This window comes from Ligilactobacillus sp. JN-6 (Y).1, from assembly GCF_058111525.1.
The window spans coordinates 953,830-974,566 of the sequence record NZ_CM176599.1; the positions used below are offsets into that span (position 1 = coordinate 953,830).

The following is a 20,737-nucleotide window of genomic DNA, read 5'->3' on the forward strand; positions in this document are numbered from 1 at the left end:
TGAAAAAACGGTATCTTATGTGTGCGTGGCCTAGAAAACTGTGACCAGTATGAAGTTATTATGGAAAGGATGAGCAACATGAATACGATCTATGATTTTAAAGAAACAGAAATGAGTGGCCAGGAAATCAATTTAGAAGACTACCAAGGTAAAGTGGTGATCATAGTTAACACTGCCAGCAAGTGTGGCCTGGCACCGCAATTGGAAGCACTTGAAGGATTGTATAAAAAGTATCACGATCAAGGCTTGGAAGTTTTAGGATTACCCTCTAACCAATTTCATCAGGAATTGAGCGAGGATGAAGAGACCAGTGATTATTGCCAGCGTCACTATGGAGTTACTTTTCCAATGACAAAACGTATAGTGATCAATGGTGAAGATGAGGATCCTTTATTCACCTTTTTGAAAGATTCTTCTGGGAATGGCAAGATCAAATGGAATTTCACCAAGTTTTTAGTTGGTCGGGATGGAAAACTGATCCATCGTTATGCCCCAGTAACTAAACCAGAAAAAATGGAAGAACAGATCGTTGAGGCATTAAAGTAGTAAATAGGCAACTTTTAATTTTGCCATGTTCGAAAGTTGATTATTTTCTTTTGTGCATTTTAAAATATTTTTTTGGAAATTGTCGGAATTAGTTGTTGAAAATTCTCATTAATATAGCCTGAATAATTTAGCTTTCGTCATGCCCGGATCTAAGCTAGAAAAGATGGAAGAGTAGGACGATAAAATGTCAACTTCCATTAGTCGTTTCACGAAAGCCTATACAGCATTTAAAGAAATAAATAGTTTTCTAGTGATTTGATCAACTGGTATTTATTACAATGAACCTTTATGCAGAAAATGTGATACAGAACTCCTTTTTTGGAATTTTGTATCACATTTTCTTATTTATTCATAATACAAAAGAGAGATCGACAAGTAGGGGGCATATCACCATGCATAATATTTTTGATCGACTAGAACTATTGTCATTTAAAGAAAAATGACGTACAGTAAAGTTAATAAGGGTAAACGATTACCGAAATTTTATGTATAAGGAGACTGCTATGACTGAAATATTGACGATAGGTGAGCCGCTCGCTGTATTGGCTTCAAATCAAATGGATGTACCTCTGGATAAGGCTCAACATTTTGATAGATACGCCGGTGGGGCGGAATTAAACGTAGCAACTGGAATAAGCAGGTTAGGACACACAGTAAGTTATATAGCACAAATTGGCGCTGATCCATTTGGAAAGTTTGTCCGTCGAGTAATTGAACAAAGAGATATTGGGTCTGAATATGTTAATGTTGATCCTTCCCATTGGACGGGTCATCAAATTAAAAATGTGGTTTCAAAAGGAGATCCAACAGTTTTTAATTTTAGAAGTGACTCAGCATCTGCACATTTTGATATAAATAAAATCGATCAGATCAGTTTGAATACTGTTAAGTACGTACATTTGACTGGGATTTTTCCGTCATTATCGGCAGCATCTAAAGAAGCTTTTGAAAAATTACTCCAAAAAGCATCTATAGAGGATGTACCTGTTTCTTTTGATACTAACTTAAGGCCAGATCTTTGGCCGGATAAAGGAACAATGATCCGTGAAATTAATCATTACGCAAATCAAGCGGACATCGTATTACCAGGCGTTGGTGAAGGGGAGATCTTATGCGGTAGTAGAAAACCAGAAGAGATCGCCGATTTCTATCTAAAAAGTCCAAAAACTCGAATCGTTATCGTTAAAGTTGGAGCAAAAGGGGCATATTATAAGACTAAAGATGGGGAACAAGCATTTATTCCAGGCTTTAAAGTCGAGGAAGTTAAGGATACTGTTGGAGCTGGGGATGGCTTTGCTGTCGGTATATTAACAGGTTTATTAGATAGACTTTCATTAGCAGATGTCATTCAAAGAGGAAATGCAATTGGTGCCTTGCAAGTGCAAGTTTATGGTGATAATAATGGCCTACCTATTTATGAACAACTGTCAGACTTTTTAGAAAACAATAGAGTAAATTAAAAAAATCTGCTAACAGCTTACTATGATAACTGCTAGCAGATTTTTTAAAATTTTGTTGGAACTACCGTTATTGGCTGGAAGTCGCTTTGGTCATTTAATAATTTAAGTAGGATATTGCCGGACATTTTTCCCATTTGAAAGGGGTCCTGGGTGATCATCTTAGAATCGGACCAAATAGCTGAGACGAGGTTTGTATCAGCAAAGCCTGAAATTTGGGTTTTATACTTGGTTAAATCATTGTTGGCAATTAAAGAAGGCAGAAATTCAAGCAACCACCTCTCCTTAAGTGAGAAAATAACTGTCTTTTTTGTTGATTTGTCCAGTAATTGATGAAGCTGCTGCACGATCGAGTGATGATCATAGGCTTTTTCATCTATTTCTATGATTTTCACATCTGGATATATTTCCCGTATACCTTTAAGCCGTTCCTGTCTAGTTGATGCAACAGAGATGGGTGAAGAGAGAACGATTGCTTGTTCATAGCTACTTTTTTTAAAATATCTAGCTGCAGTTAAACTGGCTTCATAATTGTTACTAAGGACTTGAGGCCATGGAGAGTAATTTAGCGGTCTGTCAAGCGTAACGATAGGCATACTACGACGGACTTCTGATTGAATAGTTTGAACATTACTGCCCAAAGGTTGCAAAATAAGGCCATCGTAAGTATTGATCCCTACCTCGTTGATCAGTTGTTTTTCTTTGTTTTGGTCAGAATTTGTGTCTAGCATGACAGTTACATAACCAGCATGTTCTAAAATGGAACATGCACCTTTAAACAGTTCAGTCGAAAAAGAATCAGAAATATCAACAACAACGATCGCTATTGTTTTACTTTGGCTTGTAATTAGAGTACGTGCCGCTGCATTTGGTACATAGTTTAGCTTTTCTATGGCATCGTTAACTCTTTGTCCAGTTGATTTTGACATATGACTCATTTCACCGTGTAAGAAACGAGAAACTGTTGCTGTAGAAACGTTAGCTAATTGAGCAACATCTTTGATACTTACTTGTTTGTTTTTCATCATTTTCCTCTGCTTACTTGAACATAAAATTTATGTGATGATTATAACATATATTCGATAAATGGTTGTATTTTTTAAGGTAAAGGATTACCATAAAAATGGTTATGGCTAAATTTTAAATAAATTTGGAGGGTGTATTATGCAAAAAACAGAAACAGTAATGGCTGTTAAAAAGGCTGGGGTCGTTTCAGTAGTCAGAGGGAATTCTAAAGAAGAAGCTTATAAAACTGCTGTTGCATGTATTAAAGGCGGAGTTAAGGCAATCGAATTAACATTTACTGCTCCCAAAGCTGATGAGATCATTAGTGAGTTGAGAGAAGAATATGCAGAAGATCCAGATGTAGTCGTTGGTGCTGGTACCGTTTTGGATGTTGTTACTGCGCGGATAGCTATTATGGCGGGTGCAAAATTCATCGTTAGTCCTTCTTTTGATAAAGAGACTGCTTTGCTATGTAATCAATATCAGATCCCATATATGCCTGGTTGCATGACTATTACGGAAATTCAGACAGCTATGCGTTATGGTGCTGAAATTGTTAAGGTATTTCCAGGAAGTGTTGTTGGTAAAGGATTCATTAAAGCTATTAAGGCTCCACTTCCACAAGTTAATGTGATGCCTACTGGTGGAGTTAACTTAGACAATATGCATGAATGGTTTGAAGTTGGAGTTGAGGCAATTGGAGCGGGTAGTAATTTAACGGGCACTGCTGCTAAGGGCGACTTTGAAACTGTTGAAAAACAAGCAGAGTTATACCATAAAGAAGTTTTGCGTATTCAAGGAGAAGTTAAGTAATGAAAAAAATAGTTACTTTTGGTGAAATGATGTTGCGTTTAAAACCGGCAGAAAACCAGAGAATTATTCAAACTGATCAATATTCAGGGTTATATGGTGGTGCTGAAGCAAATGTTGCTACATCTCTTTCCTTATTAGGAGATAATGCACAGTTTGTAAGTAAGGTTCCAGATAATGCGGTTGGACAAGCAGCAATCGGTACATTGCGCAAGTATGGTGTCGATACTTCGCAAATGCTGCAAGGTGGGCCACGTTTAGGCATCTACTTTTTTGAAAAGGGAGCAAGTATCAGAAATACTAGTGTTGTTTATGACCGTGCTGGTAGTTCATTTGCTGTTTCGAGCTCAGATGAGTATAAGTGGGAAGAGGTTTTACGAGATGCTGACTATTTCTACTTCTCTGGGATCACTCCTGCTATCTCGACGGATACAAAAAGGGCAGTTTTTGAGGCTGTTAAATATTGTAGTGAACATGGGGTCATGGTTATTTGTGATTTGAATTATCGTGGGAAAATGTGGAGTGAAGAAGAAGCACAAGAAACTATGAATCAATTAATGCCATATGTAAATGTTTGTTTGGCTAACGATGAAGATTTCGAATCGTCTTTAGGTATTAAGGCATTTGATGGCAATATGGAACGTGGTATTGAGCAAAGAGAAGAATTTGTCAGTGGAATGAAAAAAATTACTGAAAAATATTCAAATTGTCAAACTGTTGCCAGTGTTTTGCGGAATATTCATTCGGTGGAAAATTCGCAGTGGACAGCATTGATGGTCGATCATGGTGAAGTATTTGAAACACCTGTTTATGATATGCACGTTTGGGAGGGTGTCGCAGGCGGTGATGCCTTCGCGGCAGGCTTAATTCATGGAATCATGAATGATTTTGAGAAACAAGAAAGGATCGATTATGCAATTGCTGCTAGTGTTCTCAAATTAACTATTAGCGGTGATTTGAATTTAGTAAATGATTCAGAAGTTCGTGCTGTGATGAATAAGCAAAACGGAATGCGAGTCGTAAGATAGATTTAAATTTAAAAGGATAATACTTTTTTTATTATTCGGAAGCTAAAGCATAGTTTAAAATAAAAAAGCCCAATCGGTAAATTTGATTGGACTTTTTTATTTAGCTAATGTATGTTTATTTATCACCCTTTTCAAGTGCTTCCCATAGGCCATTGAGGTAAGTGATTCCTAACGCACGGTCGTATAAACCGTAACCAGGCCGACCTTGTTCACTCCAAATATCACGTCCGTGGTCGGGCCTGATATAGCCATCAAAATTTGTGTCATGCAAGGCTTTCATGATTTCATACATGTCAAGTGATCCTTCAGACGAAAGATGAGCAGATTCATGAAAATCTCCTTCATTACCAAAGAACTTAATATTACGAGCATGAATGAAGGGAGCACGGTCTTTATCAACGAATTCCCGAATAATAGCAGGCACGTCATTTTTGAGGTTTTCTCCAAGACTACCTGTACAAATCGTAAAGCCATTATATTTTGACTCGTGTAATTGTTCGATCGTCAGCATGTCTTCACGGTTTTTGTAAATTCGTGGAAGTCCAAACAATGGACGTGGTGGATCATCCGGATGCATTGCCATTCTAACACCACATTGCTCACAGACCGGAATGATAGCATCTAAAAAGTACTTTAGATTTTCAGTTAATTTAGCTGCGTCGACATCTTTATACAGTTCGAAAAGATGTTTAACTTCTGCTAAACGTTCTGGTTCCCAACCTGGCAAAGTATAACCATTAGAACTCTCTTGAACGGATTTGGCAATGTCTTCTGGATCACCTTCGACATATTTATGTTCAAAAGAAAGGTCCGTTGAACCGTCTGCTAATTTATAATGCAGATCAGTACGTACCCAATCAAAAATTGGCATGAAATTATAACATATGACTTTGATGCCAAACTGCGCTAGATTACGAATAGTTTGTTGGTAATTCTTGATATACATATCTCTAGAAGGCAGACCGATTTTAATAGCGTCATGTATATTGACAGATTCAATAACATCTAGTTTTAAACCAGCCGCCTCTACTTCATCCTTTAACGACTTAATTTTTTCTGTAGGCCATACTTCGCCAACTGGAACGTCAAATAATGCTCCGACTACTTGTGTTGTTCCAGGGATCTGACGAATGTCTTGTAATTTAATTGAATCATCTTTAGATCCATACCATCGGAATCCCATATTTTTCATTTTCTCTATGCTCCTATTATTTTATTTATTCGTTTACTTGTATTAGACGTGATAGCTCTTGTTCTCAACTGTTTCATGAATTGTTTTACGAACAGCTTCCTTGCCTGCAATTAAAAGTTTGAAGTAGTTTTCAACTTTTTCTCCTAAACCAATTTTGTATAGGTCATTGCCAAAAATAGTTTTATTAGACAAAATTGGTTGTAGATGTTTGTGAACATCAATGTCAGCAGCGTCTAATTTTATATCATCAACGTATTTTTTCATGTCATCCAGTAATGGATCTGGACTTTGCTCAAATGTTTCACCCTTATCATCGAGGCCCATTAAATAGCGACACCAGCCTGCTAAAACGAGTGGAATAAATTCTAAGCTTTGTGGGTCTTTCGTTGGATCGTCGACATAATGTTGTAGAGTCACACCGTAGCGTACAGGAATTTTTTGTGAAGTGTCACTTGCGATCCGTTGTGGTGTATCAGGAATATTTTTATTAGGTAAACGTTTAGAAACTAATTCATCAATAAATTTTTGTGGATCAATGATTTTAGGGTCCTTAACGACAGGTAGATCTTCCCCGTAACCTAAATTTTTGATCAGGCCCTTTAAATCAGGGTCCTCTATTTCACTTGCGATGGATTTGAAACCTAGAATGCTACCATAGATCGCTAAGGCAGTGTGTAGGGGATTTAGACAGGCGGTAACCTTCATTTGGTCTGCATCATTTACTGTATTGCGATCAGTTAAAATTACCCCGGCTTTTTCTAATGCTGGTCGGCTATTTGGAAAGCTATCCTCGATCACGAGATAATGAACTTCTTCAGTATTGCCGAATGGAGCAATGTTTGTATGTTTAGATGTATGAACGATTTGTGTGTCTTCAAATCCGCTAGATGTCAATTTAGCAGCTACCTTTTCAGAAGGATTAGGTGTAATACGATCGATCATACTCCAAGGAAACGAAACTTGTTTAGGATCTTTTAGGTAGTCAATAAATTCTTCTTCAACGAATCCATTTTGTTGCCATCCTTCTGCGATTCGTAAGACCTCAGTCTCTAGTTTCTTTCCATTTTGGGAAAAATTGTCGGTACTTACCATAGCGATCGGTAATTTACCGGCCTTATATCGAGCATATAATAAGTGAGTAATAGCACCCATATTTGTAACAGGAAATTTTGGACCGTTTTGTATGTCAGCTTTAGCAGCTTGTGTTAAGCTACCGTCAACGTCTGTGAGTGAGTATCCTTTTTCCGTAATAGAAAGAGTAACGAACTGTAAAGAAGGTTGAGTAAAAATTTCGGTTAACCTATTCCAACTGGCAACACTGTCTTTATTAAAATAAAGTGCATCAGCTACATCAGCGATCAGCTCCTTTTCTAAAGTACCATCAGCCTTCATTACTACACTGAGCATTCTATTATTATAAGGCTTGTAGATTTGATCGATCACCTCATCATCATAGGTTTCAGCGACCACTATACCACTTTTAAGTTCACCTTGATTCAATAGATCTTGAGCAATTTTTGCGTGAAAACAGCGAAAAAGGTTACCTCCGCCAAAATGGACCCAGACGGGAGTAGTGTTTGCGTTTTTAGTAATTCCTTGTGGATCGTAGTTAGGAATGGAAATGTTTTGTGCTTTAAAAGATTCCTTGTTTTTATTTAAGTTATCGAGTAATTTTACCATATAATAAAGCCTCCCTAATGTGATGCTGGTTTAAGTTTTTTAAAGCAAATTAATTTGATATACTAATATATTTTACAACTATAAATGTAATCGCATTCTATAGTATTGTCAATTAAAATTTGAGTAATTACAAAGAAAGGCAGAATAATTTCTATTTTATTTCATTCATTATCACATAGCGCTAATTTTCTGAACTAAAATATATATTGACGCGTGGCGCTAGTTTGTAATAATTCCATTTTCAACAAAATCGAAAAAGCCTAGATCATAAACTAAATCAGTCAATTTAATCTTTAACCAAAAACCAACACATGAACGAGTTAAGTTGCATTCAATACCATAGTTGTCCACTAAAATTGAAAAACGTGATTCTATGGTATGACGCAACCGCTTTAAGGTGGCGGTTATTATGTTCCTGGGCACCCTGCATATTAGTACGGTAAGGTGTTCAGAGAGGATAGCCCGTTTTTCTGAATTTTGCCTTTAAGAGCTGTCCAACATACCCCACACCCGCTAAAACAAAGGGGCAAGGTTAACTTGCAATTAAAGTTGACGCTGCTTGTGTATCATGCACTGAAGCTGGGACTACAACATGGTTCAAAATATAACCATTAGTCGTGACGGCAAAATGAGTTTTAAAGCCATAAAAATACATGTTTTTAGTGGCGTTATATCCTAAATTGGCCAGTCCAGGAAAAATCTTGAAGCGCTTATTCCTGACCTTTTGGCATAGTGGGTTAAGTAGGCTATCAATAATAGCGATCTGCCCCGCATGTGCGAGGTCATGGGTTAATCCTTGTTGGATCGTTATCACAACAGGCAAAAGGTGCTGTGCTCGCCGATTAAAACGTGTCCGTTCAAGCCTAATTTGCTGCAGAATAAACTGCTTAGCTCGCCTGAAGAATTCACGGTGTGATTGTGTATTGCTGATTACCTGCAAACAAAGTAAAGCTAAAATATTTATATCCGAAACTTGAGTATGATCAACATTACGCCGGTTGTAAATAAAAGCAGGACAATATTTATGGTACAAATAACCACAAACTTGTTTTAATTGTGCTAGACCGGCTTGTAAATTATGACGTTTTTGTTTAAACTTTAAGTGGTTCAAAATTGCTATGCTCCTTGTAGTTTAGTCACTTAAAGTCTAGCAATTTTGGGCTTTTTTGTTAACTTATTTTAAAATGTTACGAACTAGCACCACGTGTATATATTGAATAAAATAGTGGCAATTTCTAATGAGATTATTTGTCTACCCCAAATTTGCGCTAGTTTTAAACCTAATTATAGAAATGAGTGCTTAAACATGAAAATATTGTCTTGTTATCTCTGTTGTGAAAGGGTTATTATTTTATTGAGAAATTATTTGAATGTGTAAATAAAAAACTAAAGTGAGGCATTGATTTTATGTCGGCGATTTCAAGTATGAAGGATCAGGTATACGAAACAATTCTAAATAGGATTATTGATTTAGAATATTTACCTGGGAAAAGAATTTCAGAAAAAGAATTAAGTGAAGAAATGCAAGTTGGAAGAACTCCTATCAGAGAAGCAATTTTACAATTGCGACAAGAAGGTTTAGTGATGGCGATCCCTCAGTCAGGGACCTATGTGTCAAAAATAGATCTTAATGCTGCTAAAGATGCGCGTTACGTCAGAGAAAGCTTGGAGGTTAGGGTCATTGGCGAATCCGTAGAAAAATTGACGGATTATGATTATGTGATACTGCGGCAAATAATTGAACGCCAAGGATTGGTTAAAGATGGGGCACACAAAAATATGGATTTTTTTAAACAAGATGAGGCCTTTCATCATTATTTTTATACCGCTACTGGACATGAACAAATATGGAGTTGGCTGCAAAACGTCAATATGCAGTTAAATAGATTTCGTGTTTTACGTTTAAAAAACAAAGACTTATCTTGGGGATCGTTGATTCAAGAACACAGTGAATTACTCGCTGCTGTGGAAAAGGGGAAAACTAAATTAGCTGAAGAAAAAATTTCAGAACATTTACATCGAATGTTGGATGAGGAGCCACAGTTAAAGCAATCCTTCCCACAATATTTTAACTAAAATTGCTTTAATATCATAAATTTTCAGATTTTTCTGTCCCTGATTTAACAACAACTAAAGTAAAAATAAACCCACTTAATTACTGATAAAGTGATTTTAGAATAAGCATTACATTGGTTCATACTTTGATATTTTTCTGAGAAAAAACTGGTTGCCTTCTGATAATTGAGGAAGTCGATCAGTTTTTATTTTTAAAAGTGCAGATTTTTTTGATAGTTTAAATTAATAAAAATAATTACAAAAAAATATTTGACTAGTCACAAAAATTGTTCTATGATGTAAACGATTTATATACTAGTATATCAATTACGGATTCTCTCAAGATGGTCAAGTTGTTTACCAAGGTATTTTTTTAAGATTTTTTGATAGCGATATCAAGTTAAAGAGGTGGTTTTTTATATATGAAACAGCAATAAAATAATCTTCTAGAAATATTATTTAAATTATTTTTGTAAGTGGGAGTGAAATAATCAAATGGTAAAAAAAGATAGTGAATTTGAAAAGAAAGCAGTGAAAACAGCTGTTGGCGAAGTAACCAATGCCCGAGTTAGGGATGAGGAACAGCCTAAGCTTCCTTGGGGAATATCGTCAGCGATGTTTTTAGCACCTTTATGTTGGTACGGCCCAATCGGTTCAACTCGTAGCGTTTTAATTCCACAATTATTTAGCCAAATTGATCCAGCACATAAGGTGTGGGCTGTTGGTATCTTGGCCACCGTAGCATCTATCACAGGAGCAGTTGCTAATTTGCTTTTTGGAGCATTTTCTGATGTCACTCGAACAAAATTTGGTAAAAGAAAGCCTTATATTATTGGGGGAACTATTGCTGTTGCACTTTCGTTGATTGCAATTGCTAATATTACGTCAGTTACTGCTATTATTTTCATTTGGATTATTGCCGCTGCCGCAGAAAATGCTATTGCAGCTGCAATATATCCACAAATTTCTGATCGAGTTGCACCCCATTGGCGTGGAACGGTTTCTACTTTTTATGGAGTTGGTTTCACTATTGCCCAGCAAGGGTTTGCGTTATTAGCTGCTCAATTTTTGGGAAATGTTAAATTCGGAATCTATTTTATGGCTATAACCACTGTGGCTTTAGCTATTATTCACGTAGCTTTAATACGTGAAGGAACTAACATGGATGAACCAAAAGTGAAGTTAGACAAAGAAAGTTTAAAAAAATACTTTTTCTTCCCAACCCATGATGCACGAGATTTCTATTTAGCTCTAGCAGGTAAATTCTTTATGGTCGTTGGTACCACAATTATCACAACTTTCCAGCTGTATATTTTTACAGACTACATTGGTCAAGGCACAGAAGCTGCTGGTCATTCAATTTCTATTTTCTCGACTATCATGTTAGTTATAGGTGTATTTTTTGCATTGATTGGGGGACCAATTGCTGATAAAGCTAAAAGAGTAAAAATGCCAGTCGTTGTAGCAACATTTGCACTTGGGTTTGCAGCACTATTTCCGTTATTTATTGCGAAACCTTGGGCAATGTTTGTTTATGCTGTAATTGCCGCTTTTGGTAATGGCCTTTATAATTCGGTTGATGGGGCTTTGAATATGGATGTTTTGCCTTCATCAGATACAGCGGGTAAAGATTTAGGGTTAATTAATCTTGCAAACACTCTTGGACAGATGCTTGGTGCGATGTTTGCTTCCGCAGTTGTAGAAGGCTTTGGCTACCAATCAATATTTATTTTTGCCGTGACAATGGAAATCATTGGTGGCTTTGCTATTGCTGCGATCAAGAGAGTTAAATGAAGAATTGGATTTAAGATGGAACTTTAGTATTTAAAAAGGTGGTATATAAATGTCAAATTATGCAAAGCAATTTAATACAGAATTTTGGACTACAACTGCAGGAGATTTATCGAAAAAACGTGAAACCGTGCAAGTACCGACGGCAGAGAAAAGTATTGAAGGCGATGCCGCTCGGATAGTGATCGACCCAGCTGATAAACACCAAGATTGGATCGGTGCAGGGGCCGCTATTACTGATGCCGCTGCCTCGCTAATTTGGAAACAAAGTGAAGAGCAACGTAGTGCTTTATTGCATGAATTATTTGACCCTGAAGAGGGAAGTTTTTCTACGATCCGCATTCCATTGGGTTCTTGTGAACCAGCTAGTCAACCTTATTATACTTATGATGATGTTCCTTTTGGCGAACATGATTCGAGTTTATCTAAGTTTTCTATTGGTGAAGGCTTGCCTGGCGCAAAAGACGCTACTAAAGATTTAAAGTATGTTGTGCCAGTTGTTCAGGAGATCCTGAAAATTAATCCCGCAGTCAAGGTCATGGCTTCTCCTTGGTCTGCTCCCGCCTGGATGAAGAATACTGGAGAGCTGAAAATGGGTGGCCATTTACGCTTTGGAGAATATACAGGAAATGGCTACGATCAAATGAAAGACACATTTGAAGGTGTGTATGCTCAGTATTTTGTTCGTTATATAGAAGAATATAAAAAATTAGGTATTCCAATTTATGCTATCTCTATTCAGAACGAACCATCTAATGCTGCTGCATGGCCAGCGATGATTTGGAATATTTCAGAATTGGCAGAATTTGGCTATAAATATTTACGGCCGGCATTGAACCGCAGTTTTCCCGAGACAAAGTTATTTTTCTGGGATGGTAGTTTAAATGTTTTAACAGAACCCATTGCGAAATATATTACATCTGAACAAGCTGGTGCATTTGATGGCTTTGCTTTTCACACGTATGATGGCCCTTATACCAGTTTATTCAAAGCAAGCCGCAGTTTTCCAAATTGGATGCTTGCGATGACTGAACGTCGTTGTATGATTGAAGAAACTCCAGAAGATGCATCACATATTATGTTTGGTTTGATTGGGAATTGGTTAGTTCGCAATGGATTGGGAATGATCGATCTTTGGAATATGGCATTGGATGAGCGGGGGTTACCAAATATGGTTGGCTCAACTGGTCGTCGTGGCGTCGTTACAATCGACCATACAACAGGCAAAGTTCAGCGTAATTTGGAATATTATATGTTGAGAAACTTTGGTCAAGATGTTGTTCCTGGTTCTAAAGTTATTGGTTCTACTAACTATACGCAAGATGGTTATACTGGTGGATTAGGGTCAGTTGCCTTTTTAGGACCGGATGGATCTATTGCTGCACATATTTATAATCCAACCGATAAACCGCTTGATGCTGCGGTGACTGTTAGTGGCCAACCGCAAACTTGGCAACACGTTACTGTTCCTGCATGGGGTACTGTAACACTGCATAAAGCCTATGGAGAAGTTAATGAAAGTTCACCTCGTGAAGATGAAGATTTTGAATTGAATCCTTATCCTGCGGCTTTAGCAGATGATGAAGCCCCTGGTAAGGGAGTTAATAAAAATAAAAAATAATTACAGAAGAAGTGAAATGTTTTTTAATATATAGAATTCAATTGTTCTGTAGGATAAGTTAAATCAAGAATTGGTTTTTAATGTAAAAAGACTGCGGATACATGTTTCGTAGTCTTTTTAAAATTAGGTAAGAAAAGTATAAAGAGGAGGAATTTTCCATGGAAAAAGAACCGCTTTATCCGGTCAATACAAGTACTAGAAGTGATGTAAAACTTGATGGTTTGTGGAATTTCAAGTTTGACCCAGAAGGTGTAGGTGAAAAAAATGGCTGGGGATCTGGATTGAATGACAGTATCGAAATACCGGTTCCGGCAAGTTTTAATGATTTTTTTACTGATAAAGAATCACGTGAATATGTTGGAGATTTTTGGTATTCACGTAAGTTCTTTGTTCCTCAAGAATGGAATGATCGCTTTGTTGGCTTGAGATTTGATGGTGCGACCCATCGCGCTAAGGTTTTTGTAAATGGTGAATCGATTAGGGAACATGAAGGAGGTTTTTTACCCTTTGTTGCTGATGTGTCGTCAACTATCAAGTATGGAGAAGAAAATACTGTTGTAATTAAAGTAAATAACGAGCTACATCGTGATAAGTTACCTGCAGGTGACACTTTGACTTTGCAAAATGGTAAAAAAATGGCTAAACCATTCTTTGATTTCTTTAATTATTCTGGTTTGAATCGTAGTGTTCACTTACTTTCTTTACCAAGTACAAGAATTACTGACTATTCAACTGTTACAACAGACCTTTTCGAGCAAACCGCAAATATCCATTATCAAATAGATAGTAACAAGAAATTTTCTGTAAGTGCTGTTTTATTTGATGCTGTAGGTAATAAAGTAGCTGAAAGCCAAGGAGCTGAGGGTGATCTAATTGTCAAAGATCCACATTTATGGGAGATCGGACAGGGTTATATGTATACGATCGAACTTAAATTATTGGATGGTAAAAAAATCATAGATGAATATCATGACGAAATCGGTATTCGTACTATTGCTATCAAAGGCCATAAAATCTTGTTAAATGGAAAATCTGTTTACTTAAAAGGTTTTGGTCGGCATGAGGATAGTAATTTTGCTGGTCGTGGTTTTGATTTAAATGTGGAAAAGCGTGATCTATCTTTAATGAAATGGATAGGTGCGAACTCTTACCGGACGTCACATTATCCTTATGATGAGCAAGCGTATAAGATGGCTGATAAAGCTGGGATCTTGGTCATTGATGAGGTGCCAGCAGTTGGCTTTAAAATGGCAGCAGCTGGATTTTTAGGTGGCCTTGACCAAAACTTTTTCGATGGTGAATGGTTAGATGATTTATATAGAACTCATATTGATCAAATTAAAGATTTGATCAAACGTGATAAAAACCATCCGAGTGTGTTTGCCTGGAGTTTCTTTAATGAACCTGATACTTCTACTGACAAGTGTCTACCTTACTTTAGAAAAATTTTTGAAGCAACAAAACAATTAGACCCACAAAAACGCCCACGTACTTTTACCTTGAACGAGGATGACACTTTTGAAACATCTTATGCATTAGATTTTCCAGATATTTATCTTCTTAATCGATATCCAGGTTGGTATCATAAGTGGGGCTATGAGATCTCAGATGGAGAAAAATATTTACGCGAAGAAATGGAAAATTGGGCTAATGCTGATATCGATAAACCAATTATGTTTACGGAATATGGTGGTGACACGCAAGCAGGCCTGCATAAACTTCCTTCGGTAATGTGGTCTGAAGAATATCAAGTAGAACTATTGAAAATGTTTAATAGTGTTTTTGATAGCTATCCATTTATTCGTGGCGAACAAGTCTGGAATTTGGCAGATTTCCAAACAGTAGAAGGTAATCAAAGAGTTGATGGAAATAAAAAAGGTATCTTTACACGAGAACGGCAACCTAAAGCAGCAGCCTTTTACTTGAAAGAAAGATGGCATAAATTGCCGCTAGATTACAAGAATTAAGGATAGAGGTGTTAGTGATGGAACAAACACATTTTATAGTTGATGGGAATAAACTGGATGTTTCTTGTAATGATGCCAATACGTTTAAGGGATTTGGATACATTAGTTGCAACAATTCTTCTCGTTTGTTGCTAGATTATAAATATGAACAACCTGAAGTTTATCAGAAAATTTTAGAAATATTGTTTGGAGGAAAATATCCACTCTTGCGCATGGTCAAGGTTGAAATGGGCAATGATGCAAATACTTCTTCGGGTACAGAACCAGCAACTAAAAGATCAGTAGATGAAGAGGCTAATGTGTCGCGGGGAGCTGGCTTTCAAATTATAGCTGATGCGAAAAAAATTCAACCCGAGTTAAAAACGGCTATTTTACGCTGGGGTGAACCGGGATGGTTACGATTGCTTTGGCGACAGGTCAAAAGCGAAGATCCAGATAATTTAGTACTAGAAAGTGCCTATGAACCAATGTATCAGTGGTATAAACAAACAGTCATTGCTGCTTATCAAAAATATGGGTACTTGATAGATTATATCGATCCGGATCGTAATGAAAATACTAAGCCAATGCTTAAATGGATCAAATGGTTTAGTGATCTTATCAAACATGATGAGGCTGATTTTCCGAGTGAATTTCCACTTAAACAGTACCAGCAAATTAAAATTATTGCTGCTGATCAAAACTATGAGACTAATTTTGGTGATTATATGATGCAACAAGATGATTTGTTGGAAGTAGTTGATGCTGTGGGATATCACTATAATACCGATGATGGTGCTGATCACCCGTTCACTTTGCTAGCGGATCAAAAACACCGTGAAGTGTGGTATAGCGAAGGAGTAGCACCGATGGGTAATAGCAAATATCGTGTCCGTTCTTCCGATGGAAATAGCATCGGTGGCCCCGGTAGTAGTTTGGATGTTGCTAACCGAATTATTAAAGGATATTTTAAATCGCGTAGGAGTTTATATTTGTTTCAGCCAGCAGTCTCAGCATATTATCCTGGGGGTCAATTACACCCACAAAGAACTGGTCACTGCTCAACGCCCATGGTCTGGTTATTTTGAAGTCGATAATGTTGCCTTGCAAGTGATAAAGCATTTTACCGACTTTGCCATTACCGGCTGGCAAGAAAATGGCGCTTGGAGGTACTTAAACTCAGCTTGTTATAGTGGCGTAGGAGGTACAGAAAATTTAGATTTTGATACAGATCAACCAAGTTATTTGACTCTTCTATCACCAGATAAGAAAAACTTTTCTATAGTTTGTGTTAATGATAGTTCGAAACCCAGAAAATATAGCGTGGATATCAAGAACCTTTCTTTGAGCAAAGAAGATGTTTATTTCTGGACTAGCTGTGGGCCTAATGATGGTGAAGAATATGATTCGAATTTGAAAAAAGTTGCAAGAAAAAAACTTAGTTCGACAGGAATTCTTCAGTTTGACATGCCTGCTCATGGCATCGTTACAGTAACAACTTTAGAACGCCAAAATGATCCTGAGGTTAAATATCAAGGTAATATTGACATTAAACAAGATCATGTGTTGGGAACTGAAGGGCAAAAAGAGGTATTATATCATGATGGCTTTGATTATTCTGCTAACTATGTTGCACAAAGAAGCGGCACACCCAGATACACAACAGACCAAGGGGGAGCCTTTGAAGTAGTAAGTTGCCCTGAGGGTGGTTTTGTTTTACAGCAGATGATCACAGAGAGGGAACGTGCCCTTGATTGGGAATATTCTTTTGCCCCAAATTTTAGTTTAGGTGATGATCAGTGGAGCGATTATGAGGTTCAGGCTACCTTTAAATTTGACGAACAAACTGTTCAGAATTCTGCGGATGGTAATTATTTTGCCATTGGGCTTCGATCCATTACTGATATAAAAGGACGCCTTCAAAGTGCTCCTTATGTATTCAAAATAGATAATAATGGACATTACGAATTGATCATAAGAGATCAAGTGATTTCATTTGGATATGTCGATCAGCTAAATACTAGTGCATGGCACAATTTAACCTTTGGAGCAAAGAATCAAAGATTGTCAGCTTCACTTGACGGAAAAAAGTTATTAAAATATGAAGATAATGATGATCCTACCTACTCAGGGCGAATCAAAATCGGGTCAGGATACTATCATACTCAAATCAAAGACATTAAAGTTAAACAAGCTCATAAAGGAACGTATGTTAAGCAGCGCATTGATGATTCTGACCAATTGATTTTTTACGATGGGCCCCATCAACATATTGAAGGGATTCGCAATAGCGTTTGGAATCGGTCGTTAACAAATTTGTCATCAGGTTCTCAAATTTGTTTTGAATTTGTTGGTACTGGCTTTAATTTAATTGGAACACAGGAACAAATGAGTAAACTAACTATTTTTGTAGATGGAAAACCACGGGATGGAATTTACCAACCTAATATTGGGGGAGAAAGGCAGACAAATCTGCATATTGCTGAATTAACACCAGGCCATCATCAAATTATGATAAAAGTTCTTGAGGGAAGGTTTATGCTGGATGCTGTTGAAATTATAACACTTTTTTCAATGTAAACAAGGAACTGTGATTTTTTAACAAAGCCAAAGTTAAGAAATGTAACCCCTTAACATTAAATTTTTTAGGAGACTTTTGACATGAAGATAAAAAAGAAATGGTTATTGACAGTGATTTTTGCTTCGAGTTTGATTGTTTTTTCTTTTGGATTTTCTAAAAATATTTTTGCGAAAACTAATGAAAAACAGATAACTATAGATGGAAAACAAGTGGATCAGAATCCCGCTAATCGCTACCAAGGTTTTGGTTTTGTGTCTGCAAACGGTACTTCAAGATTACTTTTAGATTATAAATATCAACATCCAAGACAATATTGGCAAATCATGGATAAGTTGTTTTCGCCTAAGTACGGGGCAACCAATATGATCAAAGTTGAAATGGGGGCTGATGTAAATACTTCAACTGCCACAACACCAGCAACAATGAGAACGTCTACTGACAGTGCGAATACTAAACGAGATTGGGATTGGCAAATAGTTGCTGATGCAAAAAAAATAAACCCACAATTAAAAGTCGATATGTTACGTTGGGCAGAACCGAAATGGGTTGATAATGAATTTAAAAAAAGTGAACAAGAAGGCTTTGCTGCTCGTTATAAATGGTACAAAGAGACAATAGATTCGGCCTACGATACTTATGGTATTAAACTCAATTATGTTAGCGCTGATAAAAATGAAATTAACAAACCTGATGTAAATTGGATCAAATACTTAGCGCAGCAGCTAGATAATGAAAGGAATGGACATTATGATTATCGTGACATTCAATTAGTTGCTTCTGATCAAAATGGCTCGACTACATTACCTACATTAATGAAAAATGATGTCAAGTTACGTGAAGCTGTAGACGTGGTTTCGGAACATTATAATGCATATAATAATAGCGATATGCGTGAAATTAACCAAAAATATCACAAGCCGATCTGGTATTCTGAAGGAGTATCTTCATCTACTTTTGCTGAATATCGTTTAAAGAGTGATCAGCCAGCGGGAGGATTGGGAGGTACCAATGGTGCTTTGGACGTTGCTAATCGTTTTATAAACATGTATCAGTCAGGTAGTAATTCCAGCTCGTATATGACGAGATATGAATTTCAACCGCCTGTTAGTGCCTTTTATGATGGGGGACAGTATTCATCTAAAGAATTAATTGATGCAGAAACTCCTTGGTCTGGGGGATATTATGTAGATAGTGGTTTACCAGTAACACAACAATTTACACAATTTATCTCTCCTGGGTGGTTATATGTAAAAGGCGCTTCTTTTGGCGATGGAAAACAGCAAAATAATGGCTTTTTACAAACTACGAATAACTATTTGACCCTAACATCTCAGGACAGGAAAGATTATTCTGTTGTGTTGACCAATAATACTAATAAAAAAAGAAATTATACATTTAAAGTTAAAAACTTAATGGCAGCTTCTAAGTTTTTGAGGGTTTGGACAACAAAGGGTCCGAGAAAAGGTCAGCAATATGATAGCAATTGGCTTAAGCGGACGGGATTAATTAGACCTTATAAAGACAAAGAAGGTAACTATGTTTTTACTTATTCAGTACAACCAAATTCTATTACTACTTTGACCACAACTAAGGGACAATTTCCATACAGACGGAGTGGTAATTCCAAATTAACTGATAAACAAAATCAGCTTTCTTTACCTTATAAAGATCATTTTGAATATAGCAGAAGTTATACTGTTCAGCGTGGTGGTACACCCCGGTATTTTGAAAATATTGGTGGATCTTTTGAAGTTGTAAATAGCAATGATCCGAAGCATGGAAATGTCTTACAAGGAATGGTGGATAATTCAACTCATGCTAGCGGAGAATGGAACAACAAACCAGGTAATGATGCAGTTATAGGTGACGCATCCTGGAGCAACTACAAACATTCCGCAGACTTTAAATTAGATATCCCAGAAGACGATCAAACCTCTAACTATGCTGCTTTATTAGTTCGTAACCAAATAACTCGCAGCGGAGATGATACAGGTTATATGTACAAGGTATACAAAAATGGCAAAGAGGAATTAACCAAAGATGGCAAGGTGCTGGAAAGTGACACTATCAACAACTTTGACTCGTCAAAGTGGCATCATTTTTCAATGATTGCAGATGATAATACGATTCAAGCCCAAATAGACGGAAAAGATTCATTAGATTATACTGACAGTTCTTCCGTTTATGCTACAGGCCGTGTAGGTGTAAGCAGTGGTTATTATCATACGCGTTTTGATAACCTTAAGATCACTAAGTTAAGGCATGAGAATACTCAAGTAAATCGTTCAGATGATTTGAGTGATAATATTTCTTATCAAGGAGATTGGAAGCATCAAGCCATGACAGGCTTTGGAAACTACAATCGTTCTCTGTCTACAACTGCTAATGGTTCCCTTCGATTTAAATTTGTAGGGACAGGATTTAATATTGTTGGGGGTTCTTCACCCGCAACTATAGACGTGACTGTTGACGGTAAAAAAAGAATTCAAAACTATGCCGTTACAAAGACAACTGATAGGGCGGTTTCATATTATATGCACCATTTGCGCTTTGGCAGACACAATGTCCAAATCAAAGTCACGGATGGAGAATTAGGCGTTGATGCAGTTGACACACAATAAATATATTCAATAATGAGCACCTGAAATTTGTACCTCGAGATGAAAGTATAACCCCTGTGTCTTTATTATTTAGATTTTGAAGTAATTTTATTTTCTGGGGAATTTTTATGTTGTTAACCAGCGTATAATAAAACAGGAGGTGAATTATAAGAGGATAAAGACCTTCGAATAATGTAAGCTGGAGAAAGGCTAAATGACAGTACTCATCAGGAAAAATAATAATATTAGTTATTAATATTCGAATAAAAAATAGTTTAAAGTGGGGCTGGGAAGAAAATAATGACAATTAATAATTTGTGGATAATAATAAAGATTGTGTCGTAATGGGGATTTTAGATTTTACGTTCTGACACAATTTTCCCTTATAGAGTTAAATTTATAGTTTTATCCCAGTTCCTCTCAAA

14 protein-coding genes and 1 pseudogene are annotated in these 20,737 nt (G+C 36.7%); 11 read left to right on the top strand and 4 right to left on the bottom strand.

Translation table 11 applies throughout. The features are described 5' to 3' along the window. The first annotated feature begins 78 nt into the window (after positions 1 to 78). Entirely contained in the window at positions 79 to 546 is a 468-nt protein-coding gene (locus AC3XNE_RS04500; protein ID WP_489833115.1) for a glutathione peroxidase, read from the top strand. A gap of 503 nt (positions 547 to 1,049) precedes the next feature. Continuing rightward, entirely contained in the window at positions 1,050 to 2,006 is a 957-nt protein-coding gene (locus tag AC3XNE_RS04505) for a sugar kinase (protein WP_489833116.1), read from the top strand. A 44-nt stretch (positions 2,007 to 2,050) separates the two neighbouring features. On the opposite strand, the gene AC3XNE_RS04510 is transcribed toward AC3XNE_RS04505, so the two are convergent. Continuing rightward, the gene (locus tag AC3XNE_RS04510; protein ID WP_489833117.1) at positions 2,051 to 3,031 is read right to left on the bottom strand and encodes a LacI family DNA-binding transcriptional regulator; all 981 of its coding nucleotides are present in this window, start codon (positions 3,029 to 3,031) and stop codon (positions 2,051 to 2,053) included. 136 nt (positions 3,032 to 3,167) lie between these two features. On the opposite strand from AC3XNE_RS04510, the gene AC3XNE_RS04515 reads away from it, so the two are divergent. After that, entirely contained in the window at positions 3,168 to 3,821 is a 654-nt protein-coding gene (locus AC3XNE_RS04515; protein WP_489833118.1) for a bifunctional 4-hydroxy-2-oxoglutarate aldolase/2-dehydro-3-deoxy-phosphogluconate aldolase, read from the top strand. Then, on the top strand, positions 3,821 to 4,846 hold the full coding sequence (locus AC3XNE_RS04520; RefSeq protein WP_489833119.1) for a sugar kinase: 1,026 nt from the start codon (positions 3,821 to 3,823) through the stop codon (positions 4,844 to 4,846). The genes AC3XNE_RS04515 and AC3XNE_RS04520 overlap by 1 nt, the downstream gene beginning before the upstream one ends. Positions 4,847 to 4,961: 115 nt before the next feature. On the opposite strand, the gene uxuA is transcribed toward AC3XNE_RS04520, so the two are convergent. From uxuA to AC3XNE_RS04535, 3 genes and pseudogenes are all read right to left on the bottom strand, one after another. Next, positions 4,962 to 6,038 carry a mannonate dehydratase gene (gene uxuA / locus AC3XNE_RS04525; protein WP_489833120.1) on the bottom strand — a complete coding sequence of 359 codons (1,077 nt, stop codon included), beginning with the start codon at positions 6,036 to 6,038 and terminating at the stop codon, positions 4,962 to 4,964. A 42-nt stretch (positions 6,039 to 6,080) separates the two neighbouring features. Beyond that, on the bottom strand, positions 6,081 to 7,718 hold the full coding sequence (locus AC3XNE_RS04530; protein WP_489833121.1) for a mannitol dehydrogenase family protein: 1,638 nt from the start codon (positions 7,716 to 7,718) through the stop codon (positions 6,081 to 6,083). 219 nt (positions 7,719 to 7,937) lie between these two features. Then, positions 7,938 to 8,832 (bottom strand): annotated as a pseudogene (locus AC3XNE_RS04535) (IS982 family transposase). A gap of 293 nt (positions 8,833 to 9,125) precedes the next feature. Here AC3XNE_RS04535 and AC3XNE_RS04540 point away from each other — a divergent pair. The 7 genes from AC3XNE_RS04540 (at position 9,126) to AC3XNE_RS04570 (ending at position 20,333) form a co-directional block, all read left to right on the top strand. Beyond that, positions 9,126 to 9,794, top strand: coding sequence for a GntR family transcriptional regulator (locus AC3XNE_RS04540; RefSeq protein ID WP_489833122.1), 669 nt, complete (start codon positions 9,126 to 9,128; stop codon positions 9,792 to 9,794). A gap of 474 nt (positions 9,795 to 10,268) precedes the next feature. Continuing rightward, positions 10,269 to 11,567, top strand: coding sequence for an MFS transporter (locus AC3XNE_RS04545; RefSeq protein ID WP_489833123.1), 1,299 nt, complete (start codon positions 10,269 to 10,271; stop codon positions 11,565 to 11,567). A 49-nt stretch (positions 11,568 to 11,616) separates the two neighbouring features. Next, positions 11,617 to 13,185 carry a glycoside hydrolase family 30 protein gene (locus AC3XNE_RS04550; protein ID WP_489833124.1) on the top strand — a complete coding sequence of 523 codons (1,569 nt, stop codon included), beginning with the start codon at positions 11,617 to 11,619 and terminating at the stop codon, positions 13,183 to 13,185. Positions 13,186 to 13,343: 158 nt separating this feature from the next. Further along, positions 13,344 to 15,152 (top strand): beta-glucuronidase, encoded by a 1,809-nt coding sequence (uidA, locus tag AC3XNE_RS04555; protein WP_489833125.1) that lies wholly within the window; start codon positions 13,344 to 13,346, stop codon positions 15,150 to 15,152. Between the two features lie 17 nt (positions 15,153 to 15,169). After that, positions 15,170 to 16,219: a glycoside hydrolase family 30 protein gene (locus tag AC3XNE_RS04560; RefSeq protein WP_489833126.1), complete on the top strand. Its 1,050-nt coding sequence runs from the start codon at positions 15,170 to 15,172 to the stop codon at positions 16,217 to 16,219. A gap of 22 nt (positions 16,220 to 16,241) precedes the next feature. Next, a complete protein-coding gene (locus AC3XNE_RS04565) occupies positions 16,242 to 17,711 on the top strand; it encodes a hypothetical protein (protein ID WP_489833127.1) in 1,470 nt (489 codons plus the stop codon). Positions 17,712 to 17,792: 81 nt separating this feature from the next. Beyond that, positions 17,793 to 20,333, top strand: coding sequence for a 3-keto-alpha-glucoside-1,2-lyase-like domain-containing protein (locus AC3XNE_RS04570; protein WP_489833128.1), 2,541 nt, complete (start codon positions 17,793 to 17,795; stop codon positions 20,331 to 20,333). Positions 20,334 to 20,737 lie beyond the last annotated feature (404 nt).

Coding starts and splice junctions, on each gene's coding strand:
- AC3XNE_RS04500 (WP_489833115.1), top strand. CDS start 79: ATGAATACGATCTATGATTTTAAAGAAACAGAAATGAGTGGCCAGGAA.
- AC3XNE_RS04505 (WP_489833116.1), top strand. CDS start 1,050: ATGACTGAAATATTGACGATAGGTGAGCCGCTCGCTGTATTGGCTTCA.
- AC3XNE_RS04510 (WP_489833117.1), bottom strand. CDS start 3,031: ATGATGAAAAACAAACAAGTAAGTATCAAAGATGTTGCTCAATTAGCT.
- AC3XNE_RS04515 (WP_489833118.1), top strand. CDS start 3,168: ATGCAAAAAACAGAAACAGTAATGGCTGTTAAAAAGGCTGGGGTCGTT.
- AC3XNE_RS04520 (WP_489833119.1), top strand. CDS start 3,821: ATGAAAAAAATAGTTACTTTTGGTGAAATGATGTTGCGTTTAAAACCG.
- uxuA (WP_489833120.1), bottom strand. CDS start 6,038: ATGAAAAATATGGGATTCCGATGGTATGGATCTAAAGATGATTCAATT.
- AC3XNE_RS04530 (WP_489833121.1), bottom strand. CDS start 7,718: ATGGTAAAATTACTCGATAACTTAAATAAAAACAAGGAATCTTTTAAA.
- AC3XNE_RS04540 (WP_489833122.1), top strand. CDS start 9,126: ATGTCGGCGATTTCAAGTATGAAGGATCAGGTATACGAAACAATTCTA.
- AC3XNE_RS04545 (WP_489833123.1), top strand. CDS start 10,269: ATGGTAAAAAAAGATAGTGAATTTGAAAAGAAAGCAGTGAAAACAGCT.
- AC3XNE_RS04550 (WP_489833124.1), top strand. CDS start 11,617: ATGTCAAATTATGCAAAGCAATTTAATACAGAATTTTGGACTACAACT.
- uidA (WP_489833125.1), top strand. CDS start 13,344: ATGGAAAAAGAACCGCTTTATCCGGTCAATACAAGTACTAGAAGTGAT.
- AC3XNE_RS04560 (WP_489833126.1), top strand. CDS start 15,170: ATGGAACAAACACATTTTATAGTTGATGGGAATAAACTGGATGTTTCT.
- AC3XNE_RS04570 (WP_489833128.1), top strand. CDS start 17,793: ATGAAGATAAAAAAGAAATGGTTATTGACAGTGATTTTTGCTTCGAGT.